The organism is Janthinobacterium saanense, from assembly GCF_014200675.1.
In the GTDB taxonomy this organism is placed as follows: domain Bacteria; phylum Pseudomonadota; class Gammaproteobacteria; order Burkholderiales; family Burkholderiaceae_D; genus Janthinobacterium.
Map to the genome: position 1 here is coordinate 1 of NZ_JACHCI010000038.1, position 18,868 is coordinate 18,868.

An 18,868-nucleotide genomic window follows, 5' to 3' on the forward strand; every position below is an offset into this window, starting at 1 on the left:
CGTCAAATCGACCGAAAATACGCTTGATCGACTTACTGTTCGACCATTTGGCGCGTCAATTTCGCTAGGAAAGCGAATTGATCAGCGCTTCCTTAACACTTCCACCACCAGCGCCAAATGAGAGCAAAAATTCAGATGTCTTTCCAAATGAAGGCGTATCATATTCTGCCCTGTAATTATTCATAAATGCGTAATAATCAGGGGAGCCAGGCAACTCTCCACCAACAAAATTAACGCCGAACTCAAATATATTGAATGTGAAATTAATTGCAGCCTTACCAGTATCCAAAAATGCGCTATTTAGTGTATTAGGATTTCGAGCAACAATACTTATCGACGGTACCACATCAAAAATATTCTTACTCGCACCCACTGGCTTTCCATCTGCATAATCTAAAAATGCCCTATCGAATGCCTTATCAGACTCATCCTTATAAATTTTACTACCTAAATAACCATCTCCTTTTTCCGATATCTCATTAGTGTCCATGCGAGCCTGATGCCTCAGATTTTCACACTCGTTACTACTATCACCATAACAGATAGCAAGTGCAGTGTCCCTCGCTACACTCTTTACCTGCAATTGATCTCTCGCGTCGCAATCCGAACCGCCAGGATGATTTTTACATGCCGTTTCCAGGTCTATAAGTTTGACAATTTCTTCATGCTTCAAGTAATTATTGGCCACCTCATTTGTCGCACTCGCCGCTCCCGTCGCTCCCCCAGCAACCGCCCCCACCGCCGCTCCTGCCGCCAGCGTCAGCGCACTACGCAATGTCTCCGGTATATCCAATGTTTTGAGCTGCTTGGCAATGGCATCGGTTGACAACGCCGCAGCGCCGGCTCCGAGGGCTCCACTCGCCCCACCACCAAGCGCGCCGACCGCTGCGTGCAAGGCGGCGCGTGCGAGTCCGCCTTCCTTCCAATTATCCGTCAAGTCTTTACTCTGCTGCTGCAACTCAGCTTGCTTGACAAAGTCATTTGCTTCCCCCGCTTCCTCAGCCTGCCTCGCTAGCTCAGCCGCTTCTTTCAGCTTATCCTGCGCATAATCCCCAACCCCCTTCGCCGCCGCCGCCGCAAACGCCGCCGTCGCGTCCATGGTCGCCTGCAACTTGGACTTGTCGAAATTATTGCCGATCTTGCCGCTGCTATCGACTCCCGTCGTCACATCACGATTCAGGCCAGCAATGCTGTCTTCCGCTCCCTTGCCCGTCGCTGCGCGCTGGGCGGCATCGTCGGTGATCACGACGGCGCCGCCGCTGATGCCGCTACGCGTGGTGCTGCTGGAATTGTCGCTCAGCGCCACGATCACCGGCAAGCTGGCTGTCTGGGAATCTTTTTTACCCCCCACATTCATCAGGTTTTTATTTTCCTCCGTCTGCTTGCCCGCCACCGAAAAACCACCCGATACGCCCACACTGCTGCCCTTCGAAATCGCATGATTCTCGATATCGCTATGCGTCAGAGTCGCGGCGAAGACGGGGTCAGTTCTGCCATTCACGAAGACGGGGTCAGTTCTGCCATTCAGACACGAAGACGGGGTCAGTTCTGCCATTCAGACACGAGCTCTACTATGCATGCCAATTATTTGCCTACAAACGTCTGTGTAATCTCAGAATCGCCCTTTATCTCCCACGTATCATTGCATACATGACACGACCGCTCAGACTTGAGTTTGCAGGTGCCCTCTATCACATCACATCGCGAGGAGATCGATGCGGCACAATTTACCGCGATGTCGCGGATCGACTGGCGTGGCTCGATTTACTTGCACTCGTCTGCGAACGCCATCATTTTGTCGTCCATAGCTTTTGCCAAATGAGCAATCACTATCACCTTCTTGTCGAAACGGCCGAAGCGAATTTGTCGCAAGGCATGCGCCAATTGAATGGTTTATATAGTCAATATTTCAACAGACGTCACAAACTTGTTGGTCATGTCTATCAAGGCCGCTACAAAGCCATCCTGGTCCAAAAAGAAAGCTATCTGCTTGAACTGGCTCGCTACATCGTTTTAAATCCCGTACGAGCGCATATGGTGCCATCAGCCGATGACTGGAATTGGAGCAGCCATCACTATTTCTTAGGCGACGAAACACCTCCCTGCTGGCTGGCATGCGATTGGCTACTAAGCAAGTTTGGCCATGTGCGCAACGAAGCAGTATTGAAATATGATCTGTTTATCAATGCTGGAATTGAGGACGCCAGCCCACTCACCCATACTTGCCATCAATTACTCCTGGGTGATGAGGCTTTCGTTGCTGCACATCAGCAATCACAATATTCCGGTGAATTGATAGATACGGCAAAGACCCAGCGAAGAGCGGTGACACTTTCGCTGACAGAATATCAGACCCGCTACTCCAACAGGGACGAGGCAATGGCACGCGCCTATCTGTCAACGGCCTATACCATGCTACAAATAGGACTTGCTTTTGGTGTCTCAACAAGAACAGTCAGCAGGGCCTTGGCAAGCTTCGAAAAATCAATTATTCCCAAAAAAGCAGAATAAAAGCTGAGGCCGTGTCTGAATGGCAGAACTGACCCCGGCTTCTCAGGGCCAAATGCTGCCGTACGCGCGCGCCGCCGAGCTGATCTTTGATGTATATGGCCTCGCGATCTCGCCGGCCACGTTGCTGGCGTGGGTGGCCGAAGCGAGCGCGGCCCTACAAGCGACGGCCGACCAGATCGCCGACCAATTGCGGGCCGCACCGGTCCTCAACGCCGCCGAATCGGGCCTGCGCGCGGCCGGCAAACTGCACTGGCTGCACATGGCATCCTGCCGAACCGCCTTGGCGTGCTGGTGCATGATTGCTGGGCGCCGTACTGGAAACTCGACGATTCCATCCATGCCTTGTGCAATGCCCACTTGTTGCGTGAACTGGTCTACGTGAAAGAAATCACCGGCCAGCAATGGCCCGAGTCGATAATGCAATTGCTGCTGGGCGCCAACCGGGTCTGCACGGCGGCGCGGCATCAACAACGCACGCTCGCCCGCAATGATGTGGCCGCCTTCCGCACTGTCTACGACGCCCTGGTGCGGGAGGGGGAAGCGATCCATCCCGAAACCGCACAACAACCGGGGCAACGCGGTCGCAGAAAACAATCGGTCGCCGCCAATCTGCTGCGCCGCTTCCGCCTGCACGCCGACGCTGTCCTGCTCTTCCTCAGCAACCCGTCCGTGCCGTTCACCAACAACGTTGGCGAGCGCGCCGTGCGCATGCCCAAGGTGAAACAAAAATCTCAGGCTGTTTCCGCACGCTCGCCGGCGCCGAACATTTCTGCGTCATTCGCTCCTGCCTCGACACGCTGCGCAAGCAAGGGCACGGCATGCTCACCGTCTTGCAACGCGCCTTCGCCGGCGATCCTATCCAGCCAACCGTATAGCGGCTGAATAGTCACAAATAATTTATCTCTGCCTATAATTTCACCACAGCAATATAGCATTACAAGAAGTTTATGTTTCGAAATTTTTTACGCGCCCGGCGTATGTCAGGGATGCACAATCTGTCGCGGAGGGTGAGGGCTGGAATGGCAGGGCGACTGCCTTGTGAAGGGAGCGGAAAAGCATGGCGCCCTGGAGGATGTCCGGCCCATCCTCCCGCAACGATACTATGCATGTAATGAATACGCCAGGCGCTACCCCTGGCGTGTAACAGCTGCGCTAATCCAGCACCACCAGTTCACGCTCCGCGGCAATCTCGTAAAGCTTGATCGAGAATTGCTTCGAGCGCGGCAGGTTACGTTCCTGGAATGCTTTCAGGCCGGGCGTGCGCAAATGGACGTTGAGCGCCGCCTCATCGCGCCAGCGCTCGAGCACGGTGGCGTGGCCAGTCTCCAGGTCGTCGAAGGCCATCGCGTAGTAGAGGCAGCCGTCTTCCAGCCGGGTGGCGGCTTCCAGGGCCCGGATGTCTGCTAGGATCTCGGGCAGGTAGCGGGTGTCGAAATCGACCTGCCCTGCAACGATGATCATGGCGCTTCCCCTTGCGGTGCAAGGCGCATGGCGGACAGCGACACGTCTTGCCAGTCGTCCCAGGTCTTCAGGCGCTCGGCGTAGACGTTTTGCACAAACGGCAGCAGGTTGCCCAGGATCAGCCGCAGCGGCGGCTGATCCGCATCGACCAGTTTCAGCATCGCCGCAGACGTGGCTGCCGGGTCGCCCAGCGAATCCGGCGTCAGCATGGCGGCGAGTTGCTCACGTACACCGTCGTAAGCGGCAATCGGCTCGGCATTGCGCACCGAGGTGCTGCTGAGAAAATCGGTGGCGTAGCCGCCCGGTTCGACCAGGCTGACCTTGATGCCGAATTCGGCCACTTCAGCCGCCAGCGCCTCGCCGATGGCTTCCACGGCGAACTTGGTGGCTTCGTAAATGCCAGCGATCGGCACGGCCACCACGCCGGCCACGCTGGACACCAGGATGATGTGGCCGTGGCCTTGCGCACGCAGCAGCGGCAATGCGGCTTGCACCAGGGACAGGGTACCGAAGACGTTAGTCTCGAACACGGCGCGCGTGTCTTCCACCGTGGCTTCTTCAATCGCGCTCATGTAGCCAAAGCCTGCATTGCTGAGCACCACATCGAGCCGGCCAAAATGCTGGTGGGCTTGCGCGACGGCAGCAAATACACCGGCGCGATCAGTGACATCGACCTTCAGCACCAGCAGCGCATCGCCATATTGCTGCGCCAGCCCGGCCAGCGCCTGAGGATCGCGGGCAGTCGCCGCCACCTTATCGCCACGCGCCAGGGCCGCCTCTATCCAGTGCCGGCCAAAGCCGCGAGTTGCACCAGTGACAAACCATACTTTTTGCACAGCCATGTAAATCTCCTTGCAATTTGACATTTAAAATAAAAATGTAAATTTATTCTGATTTACAATCTGTGTCAATCTGTTCAAAATATCAAATTTGTGCACATGACTGAAATTCACGAGGCTACGCTGGCCCGGCGCCAGCAAATTGTCACTGCGGCGACGGCCACCTTTCTGCGCTACGGCTATGCGCGTACGACCATGGGCGACGTTGCGCGCGCGGCAAACATGTCACGCCCGACGCTGTATGCGGCCTTCCCCGACAAGGAGCAAGTGTTCGACGCCGTCATCCGCGGCCTGGTCGAGGCCAAGATCGCGCAGATACGGCAGCAACTGGCAAGCCTGCCCAGCATTGCCGAGAAACTCCGCTGGGCCTGCACCTCCTGGGGCGTGGAAGGCTACGAACTGGTGCGGGCCAACCCCGACGCCAGCGATGTCTTTGACCTGGGCTTTTGCGCAGTGCGCGACAGCTACGAAGTCTTCGAGAAGCTGGTGACGGAGATCCTGCAAGAGCAATGGCCCCGGCAAGGACAGGTAACAGCCCTGCCCGACGCGGCGCGCATGCTGGCTGCGGCGATCAAGGGATTCAAGGACTTGGCCAGGGATAGTGAGGAGTTGCGGCGGATGATAGCGTCACTGACGAATATGATGGCCAGCCAGCTTATGGAAAATAAGCAAAGCCTGCCGTGATGCGGGCTTTGCGGCGTTTTTGCTGCCTGGAATTGCCATTGCTTACACAAAGAAGCGGGTGGCGGTTTTCAGGGCAACTTAACGTCCCAGCCAAGCTACCGTAGAGCGAACGGTTATTGATACCGCGCCCGAGCACGGTATCAATAACATCAACTTGCTACTGGTCTGCAAGAATCAGGGACTTGGTCTTATCGAACTACCCGGCAGCATCAGCGGCCGCCGGATGGAAACTCACTCCCACTCTATTATCAATAATATATCTAAGTGCTTAATTTTTCAGTGTTTTCCAAACCATTCAGTAACCGATACCCTCAAAAATACCCTCGCCTGCAAAATCCGCTATTGCCGGTCTGTCGCGGGCTAAGATGGGAAAAACTAGTCTGCTCGTTCGCACCTGCCATCAGATCCTTCTGGGCAATAACACCTTCGTGTCGGCACCTCAGTAATCGCAGCGTTCAGATACGCCGAGGCACACTGTCACCCGGGCAATATACGACGCACCCCGAACTCTACCGCCAGATCCGTGGCACTTTGATTGCCTGCCCGTACCCGCGTAACCGCATCGCGCTTGAACGCATCGGTGAACGTCGCACGCGACTTCGGTGCTGATTCCGGTGACGCGGGAATAATCTCCCGCTTCGAGGGTAATTATTTCTTCTTTATGAGTATCCTCCGGGGCGCATTGTCTCCTGAGGATGTCCATGAAAACCGGACTAGCTCAAACTACCCCCGGCTTCTCTGCAGCTTTTACGACTTTAGTCATTCCCTTGAGGCTGGCATTACAAGTTTTTCCCAATAATCATAGGCTTTACGCAACTCCATTCCATCTCTAGTGTTATTGCCAATAAATCCATATGCAATAGAATGTGCAACTCGCACGGGATTAATGGGAACAATTCCTACTCCGTCTAATACAGGCTGTCCGTAATCAGCAAGTTTCCTACTACTCAACAATTGATTCCATTTAAGTAATGAATTGTTTCTTATCGCGACCTCTCCGTAATACATCCCAACATAGAGGGCCAACGATTTTGTTTCATCTGTCAAGTCCCAAGTCGCAAAGTCGATTGGCTTCACTTGCTTGCTTTTGATAACTTCAATTTCTTTTAAAGTGAGATCTCGTTTGTTAACTTTCGTAGCAAACCAGGCACCAAGATCATTTAATGAATTTGGCGAATCATCCGCATCCCATTTTTCAAAACCAGGGGTGCTCGCGATCAATTGCATCAACTCTTCAATACAATAAGGCAAACTCTCCATAAACCATTGATAAAATTCCTTTATTTTATTTTTATCCATATTCAAAAAAATCCCTGAATTTGGAGAATAATTAGTTCCTGGTCGAATAATATAATTTTCTGTATTTTTCATATTTAATGAATGATTACTTTTATTCCTGCGTCGGTAAGTGCTTTAAGCAAAGCTGCAGATGGGCCACCTTTCCCCGTCACAGGACTGGTATAGAAATTCCACACGACTCCATTAACCGCCCTTGTCTGCAATAACTCAGCATCTTTAGAAACTTGAAGTGCTGTGAATGTATCAAGTGTTGCGTAACCAACCTTTGCCTCATTGGCAATATTATTTACTGTAAGCTGATCGACAAAACGTAACCCTTTACTAGTTGGGAGTGATACCTGTGATTGTCCTCCCAATGATTTAAGATCACTCTCTCCAATCTGACCTGTTACACCGATGCTCGACGTTGGGTTGGGTGACACAACCCTACTCGCACCATTTGATGTCAAAGTATAGTAGTTGCCAGTACCGTCAATAAATATAGGGGCACCACTGGCATCAACAGCACTGACGGGCGAATATTTTCCACCTCTTGGCCCGGTAATTGTACCATCCGCGTTACTGATATATCCCTTGGGTACGTTTATGGTTGCTGTCTCTCCAGCTACCATTGCACTATTGGCACCTACGTTTCCAGCTCGTTGTTCAATACTTGATATTACTGCAGGATCTAGCATTCCCCCATCTGATGTTCCCTTCGATCCTGCATAAGGTTCATCTCCTATTATTATCCGTGGCTTCTGATTAGCTAATGCTTGCTCTTGCGTGATTAATTTCCCTTGATAGCTAACAGAACCCATCTCCACTTTAGCTAATGAAGTAGAGCCTTCAAACTTCAGCACTTGAGATGAAGCTCCACCTGCGAACATTAAGAGCATTTCCGGAGTAGCACGCCCTACCTCATCCCATTTCCCATAATACATATCACTAAGTAGTGATGCACCTGTTCCAGTTTTTACTGTGTTATATAAAAAATCCCCCATTAACGTAAGTGGATCTTCATTTGCTATCTTTGCAACTATGCTGTTTTTAGGAATATACGGCTGAACATCTCCCGTTACTCCTATTTTTGGCCCAAAAAATTTTTGCGATCCGTATCCGTATCCATCTAGCAGCAAACTTGCGGATCCTACAACTAAATCTTCTGGCAAATTATTTATTGCATTTATGGTATTAGCACCTCCTTTTAAGAATTTACCTAAAGAATTAAATGTAAAAAAACCCTCTACGTCATCTATAGGACGCGCAATACTATAATTCGATTCTAAATTTAGTCTATATGGCATATAGTCAGGTGGCTCTGCATAATCCAGATACGCCCTATCAAACGCCTTATTAGATTCCCTTTTGTAAATTTCATTATCTAAATATCTATATTCATTTTTTGATATTTCATCAGTATCCCTCCGAGCCTGATGCCTCAGACTTTCACACTCATTACCGCTATCACCTTTACAATCAGCAAGAGAGTCATCTCGTTCTGCACTTCTTACCTGCAATTGATCTCTCTCATCACAATCTGGACCGCCCGGGTTATTCTGGCATGCCTTTTCCAAGTCAATAAGTTTGAGGATTTCTTCATGCTTCAGATAGTTATTAGCCACCTCATTCGTCGCAGCGGCCGCTCCTGTCGCACCGCCAGCAACTGCCCCTACCGCAGCTCCCGCTGCCAGCGTCAGCGCATCACGCAACGGTTGAGGTATATCCAATCCTTTAAGCTGTTCGGCAATAGTACTCGTCGAATATGCAGCCGCTCCCGCACCCAATGCACCATCAGCGCCGCCTGCAAGTGCGCCCACCGCTGCGTGCAGTGCTATCTTAGCCAGCCCGTTATCTTTCCAGTTGTCTCTTAAATCTTTAGCTTGACTCTCTAATTCGGCCTTTTTGATGGGATCTTTTTCGTCGACGGCAGCTTTGGCCAGTTTATCGGCCTCATCCAGTTTCCCCTGTGCATAATCCCCAATCTCCTTTGCCGCCGCCGCCGCAAACGCCGCCGTCACGTCCATCGTCGCCTGCATCTTAGCTTTGTCGAAATTATTGCCGATCTTGCCGCTGCTATCCACTCCCGTCATCACATCACGATTCAAGCCAGTAATACTCTCTTCCGCGCCCTTGCCTGTCGCCGCACGCTGGGCCGCATCGTCGGTAATGATGAGGGTGCCGCCGCTGATTCCGCTACGGGTGGTGCTGGTGGAATTGTCACTCAGAGCAACGATCGCTGGCAAACCAGCGGTAGTACCGCCATCGCCACCTACATTGGTCAGATTCTTGTTCTCTTCGGTCTTCGTGCCAGCAACCGAATACCCACCCGACACCCCCACACTGCTGCCCTTCGAAATCGCATGATTCTCGATATCGCTATGCGTCAGGGTCGCCGTGCTCAGGCTGCTTTCCAGCTTGCCCGCTTCCGTGGCGCTGATAACTGCACCCTTCAGGTCGGTGTTGCCACCCACCTTGATCTGGAAGCCGCCATCGCCAGCCTTGATACCGCTTTGCTCCTGCACGCTGGCATAGTCGTTATGCATATTGCTCTGGCTATAGCTGCCGCTGACGCTCGCGCCGATGCCCACCGTACCGCTGACCGAGACGCTTTGGCTCTTGCTGTCGAACCTGGCCAGGTCTTGCAGGCTTTCCAGGTTCAGATTGCCCTTGATGTCGGCGATCACCTGGTTGGCACTGGCGACGGCGCCTTTGATGGTGGTGTCGCCACCGCTGTTGATCAGCAACTGGTTGCCCGCATTCACATGCGTATTGAGCTGCGTCGTGCCGCTGCCATCTTCATGGCCCTTGCTGGCGCTGACGCTGGCGGTGTAACCGATCGAGGTGCCCTTGGTACTGACGATCGCCTGCACCCCAACCGAGGCGCTCATGCTCGAGCTCTGGCTATGCTGGCTTTCCGTATCCTGCGCCGCCAGCAGGTTGATGTTGTTGTCGGCTTGCAGGCGGATATCGTTTTTTGCCTTCAGGTCGCTGCCAAGGATAGTGATATTGCTATCCTTGCCGGCACCGGTGGCCGTGATACTGATGTTATTACCCGTCAACACGCTGCCGCTGTTTGTCATACTAGCCGTGGTTTGCGTCTGCTGGCTTTCGGAATGGCCATACGTCAAGCTGACACTGACGCTTGGACCACCTTCTTTCATCGCGTCATTGTAAGCATCCTTGGCCGACATGGCTGCCGTGGCCGCCGCCATCGCCGTCACCCGCGCATCCTTGGCGGTGCTGGCCGCTGTCGTCATGGTTTGCAGGGTCTGGATGGCGCTGACCACACTACCACCCAGGGCCAGACTGAAGCCATCCTGCGTGGTCTTCATTTCAAACTTGCCCTTTTCATTGTCCTGGCCCGGTTTGATGGTGACGCTTTTGCCGATGATGTCGAGATCGGTGCCGGCAACCAGGTCGCTGCCTCCTATCATCACGTTATTGCCAGCAACAATCGTCAGCGCGCCATCCTTTGCGCTAATCGAGCTGCGCGCATCGCCGCTTTGCAACGTGGCGTCACGTTCCTGATCCACGGTAGTGGTTTTGGTACCGTAACTGAAGCCGATACCGCCACCACTCATGAAACCGCTTTTCTTGGTACTGGAGTGGTGCAGCTCATACGCGGTATTGGTCGCCGCATCGATGGTGATGTTATTGCCCGCAAGGAGTTTTGTTGCATCATCGCTCAGGATACTGGAACCCGTTACCTGTATGTCGTGTCCGGCCTGCACGGTGATGCTCTTGCCGCCCAAGGAGGTTTCGATAGCCGTGGTCGTGTTGACCACGTCATGCTTGATGGTAGTCGTCTTGTTCCAGAAACCGCTATCGGTGGTCTTGCTTGCAATGTCGCTTACTTCATTCTGGAAGCCATTAACCAGCTTGATATCATTACCCGCTGCCAGCACCAGTGCGCCACCGGCCTGCAGTTCGGCCGCGCGCGCGCTCAGGTCATTGCCTGCCTGCAAATTGACATTGCCTGCGCTGATGATCTGGCTGCCGATCTCCCCCGACTTGCTTTGCTTATTGTAATTATCGGCATTGCGTATATTGTCGTGGGTCGATGCGACTGCGACGGTATTCAAGCTTAAGTTATTCGCTGCAATCAGGCTAGTCTGGCCATTGACACCCGCATTGCCGACCATGGCACCGGTGAGCGTGATATCGCGCCCCGCTTGGGCGATCAGCGTATTGCCTTCGCCGGTGCCGGTTACGTACATGCCTGCCGTCGAGCCGATTGTGGTACTGGTAAAAGTGTTGCCAGTCCATAGCTCACTCGCATTGCTGACACTGGTGCTCGCCACGTTGATATCGCGACCGGCACTGGCCAGCAGCTGAGATTGCGCAACAATACTACCGCCGTGATTATTGATATCATTGCCAGCAATCAACACCACTTTGTCGCCTTGCACTGCGCCTGCCTGATGCTCGATATGCTTGGCCGACAAGCCCCTATCGGAAACGGCAACCACCGTGTCTACGCTCAGGTCACGCCCGGCAGAGATTGTCGTGACGCCACCCAGGTTCGAATTATTGACGGTGCCTCCGGCAATACTGACATCCCTTCCTGCCGACAGCAGCAGGCTGCTACCGGTAGTATCGCCACTCACATACAGGCCCGCCACGCGGCCGATATCACGCCCATCAGCAAGCGTCTCAGTAGAAATATTGATATCACGTCCAGCGCTCGCCTGCAGGGTACTGTTGGCCGAAATGGTGCCGCCGATATTGTTCAAGTCGTTGCGCGCCGCGATGCCGACGTTTTCAGCACCAACACGCCCACCCAGATTGCTGACATTTTCGGCATTCAGCAATACGACTTCGCGGCCGGCAATAGTACCGCCATTCACCAGGTCGCCAGACAGGCTGATATTGACCTCCTTGCCGGCCAGCAGGCTGCCAGCCCCATCAAGGTCATCTTCACGCAGGCGCACATACACTTGCGGCGCCAGCACCTTCTGCGTAGAGCCATCTGCCAGGGTCACGTCCTGCTCCACCAGCCAGACTATGTCGCTGGTCAGCGCCGCCATCTGCTCTGCCGTCAAGGCTACGCCAGGCCGCAGATTCCAGGTCTGGGCAAACGCGGCGCCGGCATCCATCAGTCCACGATATTGCTGGTCATCGCTAGTGTAATCACCGACAAAGCGCTGCCCTGTCAATTCCGCAATCTGCTCGCGCACCAGGCGCTGTTCATAAAAGCCATCGCCCAGGCGTTTTTGCGTCACGTTTGGATCGAGCTGGACCTTGCTGGTCAGGTAATCCGAACCTGTCCAATCCTTGTAACTGGCAAAGCGGGGGTCCGTTTCAACCAGGAAACGTGACGCAGGCCCAGGACTCGTCGCAAACAAACTGGAATTTGGAATTTTGGTGGAAGGCGAGGTGGTGCGTACGACTTGCGCGCGGCCAGCTGGATTAGCCAATGCGACCTGGTCAATCACCGTCATACGATTGGCCAATGCACTACTCGTTCCCGTGACCTGCACTGCACCGCCTGTGGCGGTGGAGACCGTAGCGCCTTTCGCTGCGCTCATGTCTGACTGTGTGATTGCGCCAGGCCCCGCAGCATCTGCGGCAAACGCTTCCGTGACTCCCTTCAAGATAAGCGACTGGCCTGCAACACCGACACGCTCACTGCCTTGCAAGGCACTGTCGCCGGCTACTACTGCTGGACCACCTTGCGTATTCTTGGCAAGCAAGCCTGCATCTACCCTGCCCGCACCAACAGCGCCGCTGACGCTATCGACGCCGCCGCCCTGCACGCCGCCATTTCCTGCTGCATGGCCCGCGCTACCAAGACGACCACTGCCACGCACGCCACTGCCATCAGCGACGGCGACAGGACCATCTTGCGCATCCTTGGCAAGCAAACCTGCATCTACCATGCCTGCACCAGCAGCGCCGCTGACAGTATCCACGCCACTGCCCTGCACGCCGCCATACCCGTCTACCCGGCCGGCGCCACCAAGACGACCGCTGCCACGCAAACCGCTGCCATCAGCGACGACGACAGGGCCTCCTTGCGCATCCTTGGCAAGCAAACCTGCATCTACCGTGCCTGCACCAACGGCGCCGCTGACCACATCCACGCCGCCGCCCTGCACACCGCCATGCCCGTCTACCCGGCCGGCACCGCCAAGACGACCACTGCCACGCACGCCGCTGCCATCAACGACGGCGGCAGGACCACCTTGCGCATCTTTGACAAGCAAGCTTGCATCCACCTTGCCCGCACCAACAGCACCGCTGACGGCATCGACGCCACCACCCTGCACGCCGCCATGGTCCGCTGCCTGGCCCGCACCACCAAGACGACCGCTGCCTTGCAGGCCATCGGTACCGCCCACGGTCGATGGTCCGCCATGCGCATCCCTGGCCAGCAAAGCGGCACCGATACTGCGGATGACCTCGCTACCAGTAGCTGCACCGGCGGAGCCACCTTGCACTGCGCCATGCCATGTTGTTTTCCCGGCGTTAGCAATACGCTCGCTGCCATCTTGCCTGCCCTCTGCGGCAATGGCGCCAGCGCTCTTGCCATTGACTCCGGTCCAGACGCGGACAGTATCGATGCCAGACCTTGCTCCCTGTTCAGCGGCGCCAGTGGCGCCAGCGGCACCCGTGCCGTTGACCTTACCGACACTGCCTGCCTGTCCGGCATTGCCTGTTCCGCTGGCGCCGTCCAGTGCACCCTTCCCGCTGACTGCCACGGCACCGCTGCCGGCAGCGGCATTGACACCATTAATGGCTCCCGGTGTTTTTTCCACTGGCGCCATGATTACGTTGGCGTTGGCGGTACCCACCACGCTGGCGCCGCCGTTGACACCGTTCACACCTGTCGACGAAGCTAAGTTATGGTTGGTTTTTTGATAAACCGGTTTAACAGGATCCCATGAACTGCGCTCAACAGGAAGTACATCCACTTCACCCACTGGTTTCTGGACATAGCCGCCCGAAGGGCCCGACGGTACATACAATATGGTGTTAGAAGTTCCCGTTTCCTTGAAGTAGGTATATAACCTGACTTCTGGACTAACGAGTGTTGTTCCCTGCATAGACAGCACGCCGCCTGCAATGACATGGCTTTGCTCGTTACGCGCATCGTTGGAACGAATCGTCACATTTCCACCTGCCACCAGCTTCGATGGATCGGTATCCACCACAGTATCTGTACGTGAGGTCCGGGTCAGTCTGAAGATTTTGTATTCTTTCTGTACTCTTCCATCAACAGTAAATACGCCCCCGTCGCTACGGTAGCGCTTGCCCTCTTGTCCCAGAAGCTCATACTCAATGACATTTTCAGTGCCACTATCGAGCGTCTCTATCCTGAAATGCGTATTCAAGTTCTTGAACTGGTTCGCCGCCAGGTCAATATTCCCCAGCGCCTCGATGGTCGCACTGGCATTCGTCACCGAGCCAGCCCAGCCGGTGGCGATACGGTTGCCGTCCAGATATCCACCAATCGCCATATCGCCGCCGCTGAAGATCAGGCCGTGTTCGCGGTTGTTCAGGGTCGTTACGCCAATATCGAGACGCCCGCGCGCGGCGATGGTGGCGGCCACGCCGCCCTCCACGTCATTGTTGATGGTAGCGCCGCCTATGCTCAGGTGGTCGCCATAGATGCGGCCGGTGCCCACGTTGTTCAGCGTGCCCACGTTCAGCTCGGTATTGATGCCGTCGATCACGCCACGGTTGTTAAGTACGCCGCCAACATTGACGCGCGTCACGCCCGCGTTGATGTCACCGGTACTCGTATTGTCGAAGTTGCTGGCGCCCAGCGTCAGCGTGCTGCGTGCCTGGATTTTGCCGGCATTCACCAGTTGACCGCCGATGGCGATATTCGCGTTGCCATTGGCCAGTACCTCGGCACCCGCGTTTAGGGTGAAGTTGCCTGCCAGATCGAGCGACAGGTCTTGCTGCGACAGTACTTTACCGTCGCCAGTCAAGCTGCCTGCGCGGATATCGGTGCGCTGTCCGCCGATGAGGGTGCCGCCTGTGTTGGTCACGGCCAAGCCAAGGCCCGCACCCGTGTCGCTGACCGTCAGGGCGCCGCCCGCGCTGATCATGCCCAGGGTATTGTTGATACTGCCTGCGCTATTAATGGCCAGGTTGCCGTCAGCCCGCAAGGCGCCTTGCACATTGCTGACGTTGCCGCTGTTCAAGGTCACCTGCAAACCTTCGACGCCCTGGTTCGCGCCCAGGGTGTTGCCATTGTTGATCGCCCCGCCAGTCAACGTGACTGCAGCGCCCGAGCGTATCAAGCCTTGCTGGTTATCAATGCTGCCACCACCTGCGTTCAAGCCGAGATTGCCCAGCACCTGGATTTGTCCGCCCTGGTTTTGCAATCCACTTAGCGTTACATCCAATGCCGAGCGGCCGACGATCTGGCCATTGCGGTTATCGAGCTGCCCGAGGTTGCCGGTGATGTTGCCGCCTGCCCCCAGATAGCCACCCGTATTATTCCAGCTGCCCGTTTGCAGCTTGAGGCCAGCGCCGCTGCTGATGCCGCCGGCGCTGCCGGGATGGCGCACTGCGTACGCGCCCGCATTGGTGTTGAGCACGGCATTGCCATGGGTATCGATGGTCATGGCACCGCCCGACTGCAGCAGGCCGCCATCATTGTTCAGCACACCCGTCTGCAAATTGACCGCGCCCGTACCGGCCACGGTACCTTGCGTGTTATTGAAAATCTGTCCACGCGTATCGACGGTAACATTAGCGCCCGCCACCGTGCCCTGTACGTTCGACAGGCCGCCATTGCGCAAGACGATGTCGCCACCAGCCTGCAAGGTGCCGCCATCGTTGACGGTGACATCTGCGGTCGTGACTTGCAACTGGCCCTGGACCGAGGCCAGCTTGCCGCCAGCGCTGTTGTCCACGCTGGCCGCGCCCACGATCACATTCCCCGTGGCGGCCAGCAAGCCGCCCGCATTATTCAAGCCCTGTGCCACGTTGGCTGTCAGCTGGCCACCCGCCGTAGCGCTGCCGCCTTGGTTCAATAAACTGCCTGCGCCCAGTAGCACATTGCCACCGGCGGCGATGGCGCCGCCACGGCTGTTGTCGAGCACATTGTTCGCCGTTACCGTCAGATTGGCCGTGCCAGCCGCCTGCAGCTTGCCGCCCTGATTGTTCAGGGTAGGTGCGACAATGCTGGCATTGCCGTTGCTGGCGATGGTGCCGCCCCGGTTGTCCAGGCTGCTCGTCAACTGTATCGCCGTATCGCCCTTGCCCAGCTGCGTCAGGTTGCCGTCGCGATTGTCCAGGGTAGCGGCCGTCACACTCAGTTGCTGCGCGACCGTGCTGGCATTGCGATGGTCGATCGCTCCAGCCGTGATGAGCAGCGCACCGTTGCCCGTGATTTGCCCCCGCACGTCGTTCAGTTGCGCGGCCTGGATGTTCAGGCTACCACTACCCGCATGTTCGATCCGGCCATCCGTATTGCTCAGCGTATCGGCCTTCAGGCTCAAGCTGGTGCTATTGACGGCAATCCGCCCGCCCGTGTTGTCCAGCACGCCGGCTGGCGCCGTCAGGTGAATGGCGGTATTGCCCGTGCCGCTCTGGACGATGCTGCCCTGCTGGTTATTCAAGTTGGCCACATTCACCGCCAGTTGCCCGGCGCTGACATCGCCGCGCTGATTGTTCCAGTTCTGGCTATTCGCCTGGCTGGCCGTGATCGTCAGGGCGCCTGGCGTGGTGACGACAGCGCCGCTGGTGCTGACGTCGCCTGCGCTGGCGCTCAGGCTGATATTGCCAGCACTGCTGCGGCTGCCGCTGAGGTCGACATTGGCGCCGCTCAGGACGGCATTGCCCGCCGCCAGTACCTGGCCATGCGCGGCCAGTCCCTGCTGCGTGGTGATCTGCAAATTGCCAGTCGCCTGCAGGCTGCCGTCAGCTTTCACGCCTGCACCTATCAGACTGCTTGCACTGCTGTTCAGACTATTGGCGGTGATGGTGTTATGTCCTTGGGCAAGGATCACGCCGCTATTATCGAGCGCGCCGCCAACCTTCAACACTTGCTCGCCGCCCGCAAACAGGCTACCGCTATTGCGTACGCTGCCGGCAACCGTCGTCAAATTGCCGCTGGCGACGATACTTCCCTGCTCATTGAGCAATTCGTCGACAGTCAGCTGCGCGTTACCGCCTGCCGCCTGCAACTGCCCCTGGCTATTATCAACCTTGCCACCAGCAATGATCAAATCGCGGCCAGCAATGATCACGCCGCTGGCATTGTCCAACCTGGACGTCGCCGTCACCGCCACATCCTGCGCCGAAGCGATGCGGCCATGGTCATTCACCATACTGCCCGCATCCACCCGCACATTGCCGTTCGCCTCGATCTTGCCGCCGCTATTGTCCAGGTGGGTGCTGGCGCTCACCGTCGCCGTGCTGGTGCCAAGCTGGGTGATCTGGCCCTGGCGGTTATCCAGCGTGCCGCTGACCACGCCCACTTGCTGCGCCAGCAAACTGCCATTGCGGTGATCGATATAACCTGCTGTCACTTGCAGTGCGCCATTGCCCGTTATCTGGCCGCGCTGCCCGTACAGATTCGTGGCGCGAATGTCCAGCAAACCCTTGCCCGCATGTTCTATCTTGCCATCCACGTTGCTCAGGTCACTCGCGCCCAGGCGCAGATTGGCGCTGTTGACGGCGATACGTCCTTCCGCATTATTCAGCGCGCCCGTTTCGATGACGGTGTCGCCCGTGCCCGTCTGTATCAGCGTACCTTTCTGATTATCAAGATTGGCGACGCGCAAGGCCAGTTGTGCAGCGCTCAGGCTGCCCCCCTGGTTGACCAATGCCTGTCCAATGGCAGCATTGGCGGTAATCGCCAGCAAGCCATTGCTGGCCACGCTCGCCTTGCTGGTCGTGACATTGCCGCTCAAAGCCGTCAAGCCGATATTGGCCGCGCTGGTCTGGCTCGCCGCCACATCGACAGACGCTCCCGTCAGTTGCAACTGACCTGCCGCCATGTTCTGGCCACCGGCCTGCAAGGCGCCAGCGGTCTTCACCGTCAAATCACCGGCCGAAGCGAAGCTGCCATCGGCGCGCATACCGGCCGCCAGCAAACCGCTGCTGCCGAGCTGCCCCGCCGTTATCATGGTATTGCCCAGCGCCGCCAGGGAGCCCGTATTGTTGAGCAAGCCACCGATTTCCAGGGTTTGATGGCGGCCCGCATACATCAGACCAGCGTTGAACACGTCGCCACTGACCTTGGCCGTCACATCCGTGCCAGCGCTCAAGGTACCCTGCACATTACGCAAGCTGGCCGCATCCAGGCTCAGCGTGCCGCTGCCAGCCTGCAACAGGCCGCGCGTATTGTCAATGGCGCCGCCCAGGTGCAGATCGGTCGCGGCGGCAATCACGCCATCGCTATTGATCAGCGCAGCGCGGCTGACGATATCGGCCGCGGCATTCGCGGTGATCTTGCCCTTGCTGTTATCAAGCACGCCGGCTTGTAGCGACAACACGCCATTGCTGGCAATTTCACCGCCAGCATTGTCTAGCTGCCCCTTGACGGCGACGCTCATGGCGCCTGCGTCAGTCTGCAGCAAATGGCCCTCCCGGTTATTCAGCTTATCGGCCTGCACGTTCAGGGAGCGCCCGACGGTGGTAGCGTTATTGTGATCGAGCAATCCCGCCTTGATATCCACCGCGCCATTGCCGATGATGCTGCCGCCAGCGCCGTTCAAGGTCGCCGCCGTGACAGCCAGGATGCCGCTGCCCACGTGTTCAATCTTGCCGCCCGCATTCGTCAAGGTGGCCGCATCCAGGTTCAGATTGGCGCTATTGACAGCGATGCGGCCGGCGGTATTGTCCAGATTGCCGGTGGCAATCACCGTATCACCCGTGCCCGTTTGCAAGACCGTGCCCTTGGCGTTGTCCAGGTTTGCCACATGCAAGTCCAGCTGGCCAGCCTGCAAGCTGCCTTGCGTATTGTGCAAAGTGGCGTTGGTGCTGATATTGAGCGTGCCCGGCGTGGTGACGGTTGCCTGGCTTGTGCTGACGTCGCCGCTGGTCGCCGTGATAGCGATATTGGCAGCGCCCGTCTGGCTGCCCGACAAGTCCACGTTACCGCCTGTCAAGCTGGCATTACCGGCAGC

At 56.4% G+C, this 18,868-nt stretch carries 8 protein-coding genes and 1 pseudogene; 4 read left to right on the top strand and 5 right to left on the bottom strand.

What is annotated here, in order from left to right; all coding sequences use genetic code 11:
* Nucleotides 1-64 precede the first annotated feature (64 nt).
* Nucleotides 65-1,555: a DUF6862 domain-containing protein gene (locus tag HDE72_RS27420; protein WP_183748734.1), complete on the bottom strand. Its 1,491-nt coding sequence runs from the start codon at nt 1,553-1,555 to the stop codon at nt 65-67.
* Nucleotides 1,556-1,650: 95 nt separating this feature from the next.
* On the opposite strand from HDE72_RS27420, the gene HDE72_RS27425 reads away from it, so the two are divergent.
* Nucleotides 1,651-2,511 carry a transposase gene (locus HDE72_RS27425; protein WP_183748736.1) on the top strand — a complete coding sequence of 287 codons (861 nt, stop codon included), beginning with the start codon at nt 1,651-1,653 and terminating at the stop codon, nt 2,509-2,511.
* Nucleotides 2,512-2,563: 52 nt separating this feature from the next.
* Nucleotides 2,564-3,393, top strand: a pseudogene (locus HDE72_RS27430) (IS66 family transposase).
* A gap of 270 nt (nt 3,394-3,663) precedes the next feature.
* Here the strand turns inward: HDE72_RS27430 and HDE72_RS27435 are convergent.
* Nucleotides 3,664-3,972, bottom strand: a complete 309-nt coding sequence (locus HDE72_RS27435; protein WP_183748738.1) for a putative quinol monooxygenase — start codon at nt 3,970-3,972, stop codon at nt 3,664-3,666.
* Nucleotides 3,969-4,814 carry an SDR family NAD(P)-dependent oxidoreductase gene (locus HDE72_RS27440; RefSeq protein ID WP_183748740.1) on the bottom strand — a complete coding sequence of 282 codons (846 nt, stop codon included), beginning with the start codon at nt 4,812-4,814 and terminating at the stop codon, nt 3,969-3,971. Before HDE72_RS27440 ends, HDE72_RS27435 begins: the two co-directional genes overlap by 4 nt.
* Before the next feature lie 96 nt (nt 4,815-4,910).
* On the opposite strand from HDE72_RS27440, the gene HDE72_RS27445 reads away from it, so the two are divergent.
* Nucleotides 4,911-5,495, top strand: a complete 585-nt coding sequence (locus HDE72_RS27445) for a TetR/AcrR family transcriptional regulator (protein ID WP_183748742.1) — start codon at nt 4,911-4,913, stop codon at nt 5,493-5,495.
* Between the two features lie 759 nt (nt 5,496-6,254).
* On the opposite strand, the gene HDE72_RS27450 is transcribed toward HDE72_RS27445, so the two are convergent.
* Nucleotides 6,255-6,866, bottom strand: coding sequence for a hypothetical protein (locus tag HDE72_RS27450; protein ID WP_183748744.1), 612 nt, complete (start codon nt 6,864-6,866; stop codon nt 6,255-6,257).
* A gap of 2 nt (nt 6,867-6,868) precedes the next feature.
* On the bottom strand, nt 6,869-18,295 hold the full coding sequence (locus tag HDE72_RS27455) for a hemagglutinin repeat-containing protein (RefSeq protein ID WP_260176992.1): 11,427 nt from the start codon (nt 18,293-18,295) through the stop codon (nt 6,869-6,871).
* Nucleotides 18,296-18,319: 24 nt separating this feature from the next.
* Here HDE72_RS27455 and HDE72_RS27915 point away from each other — a divergent pair.
* On the top strand, nt 18,320-18,868 hold a 549-nt coding region (locus tag HDE72_RS27915; RefSeq protein ID WP_260176993.1), incomplete at its 3' end, for a hypothetical protein.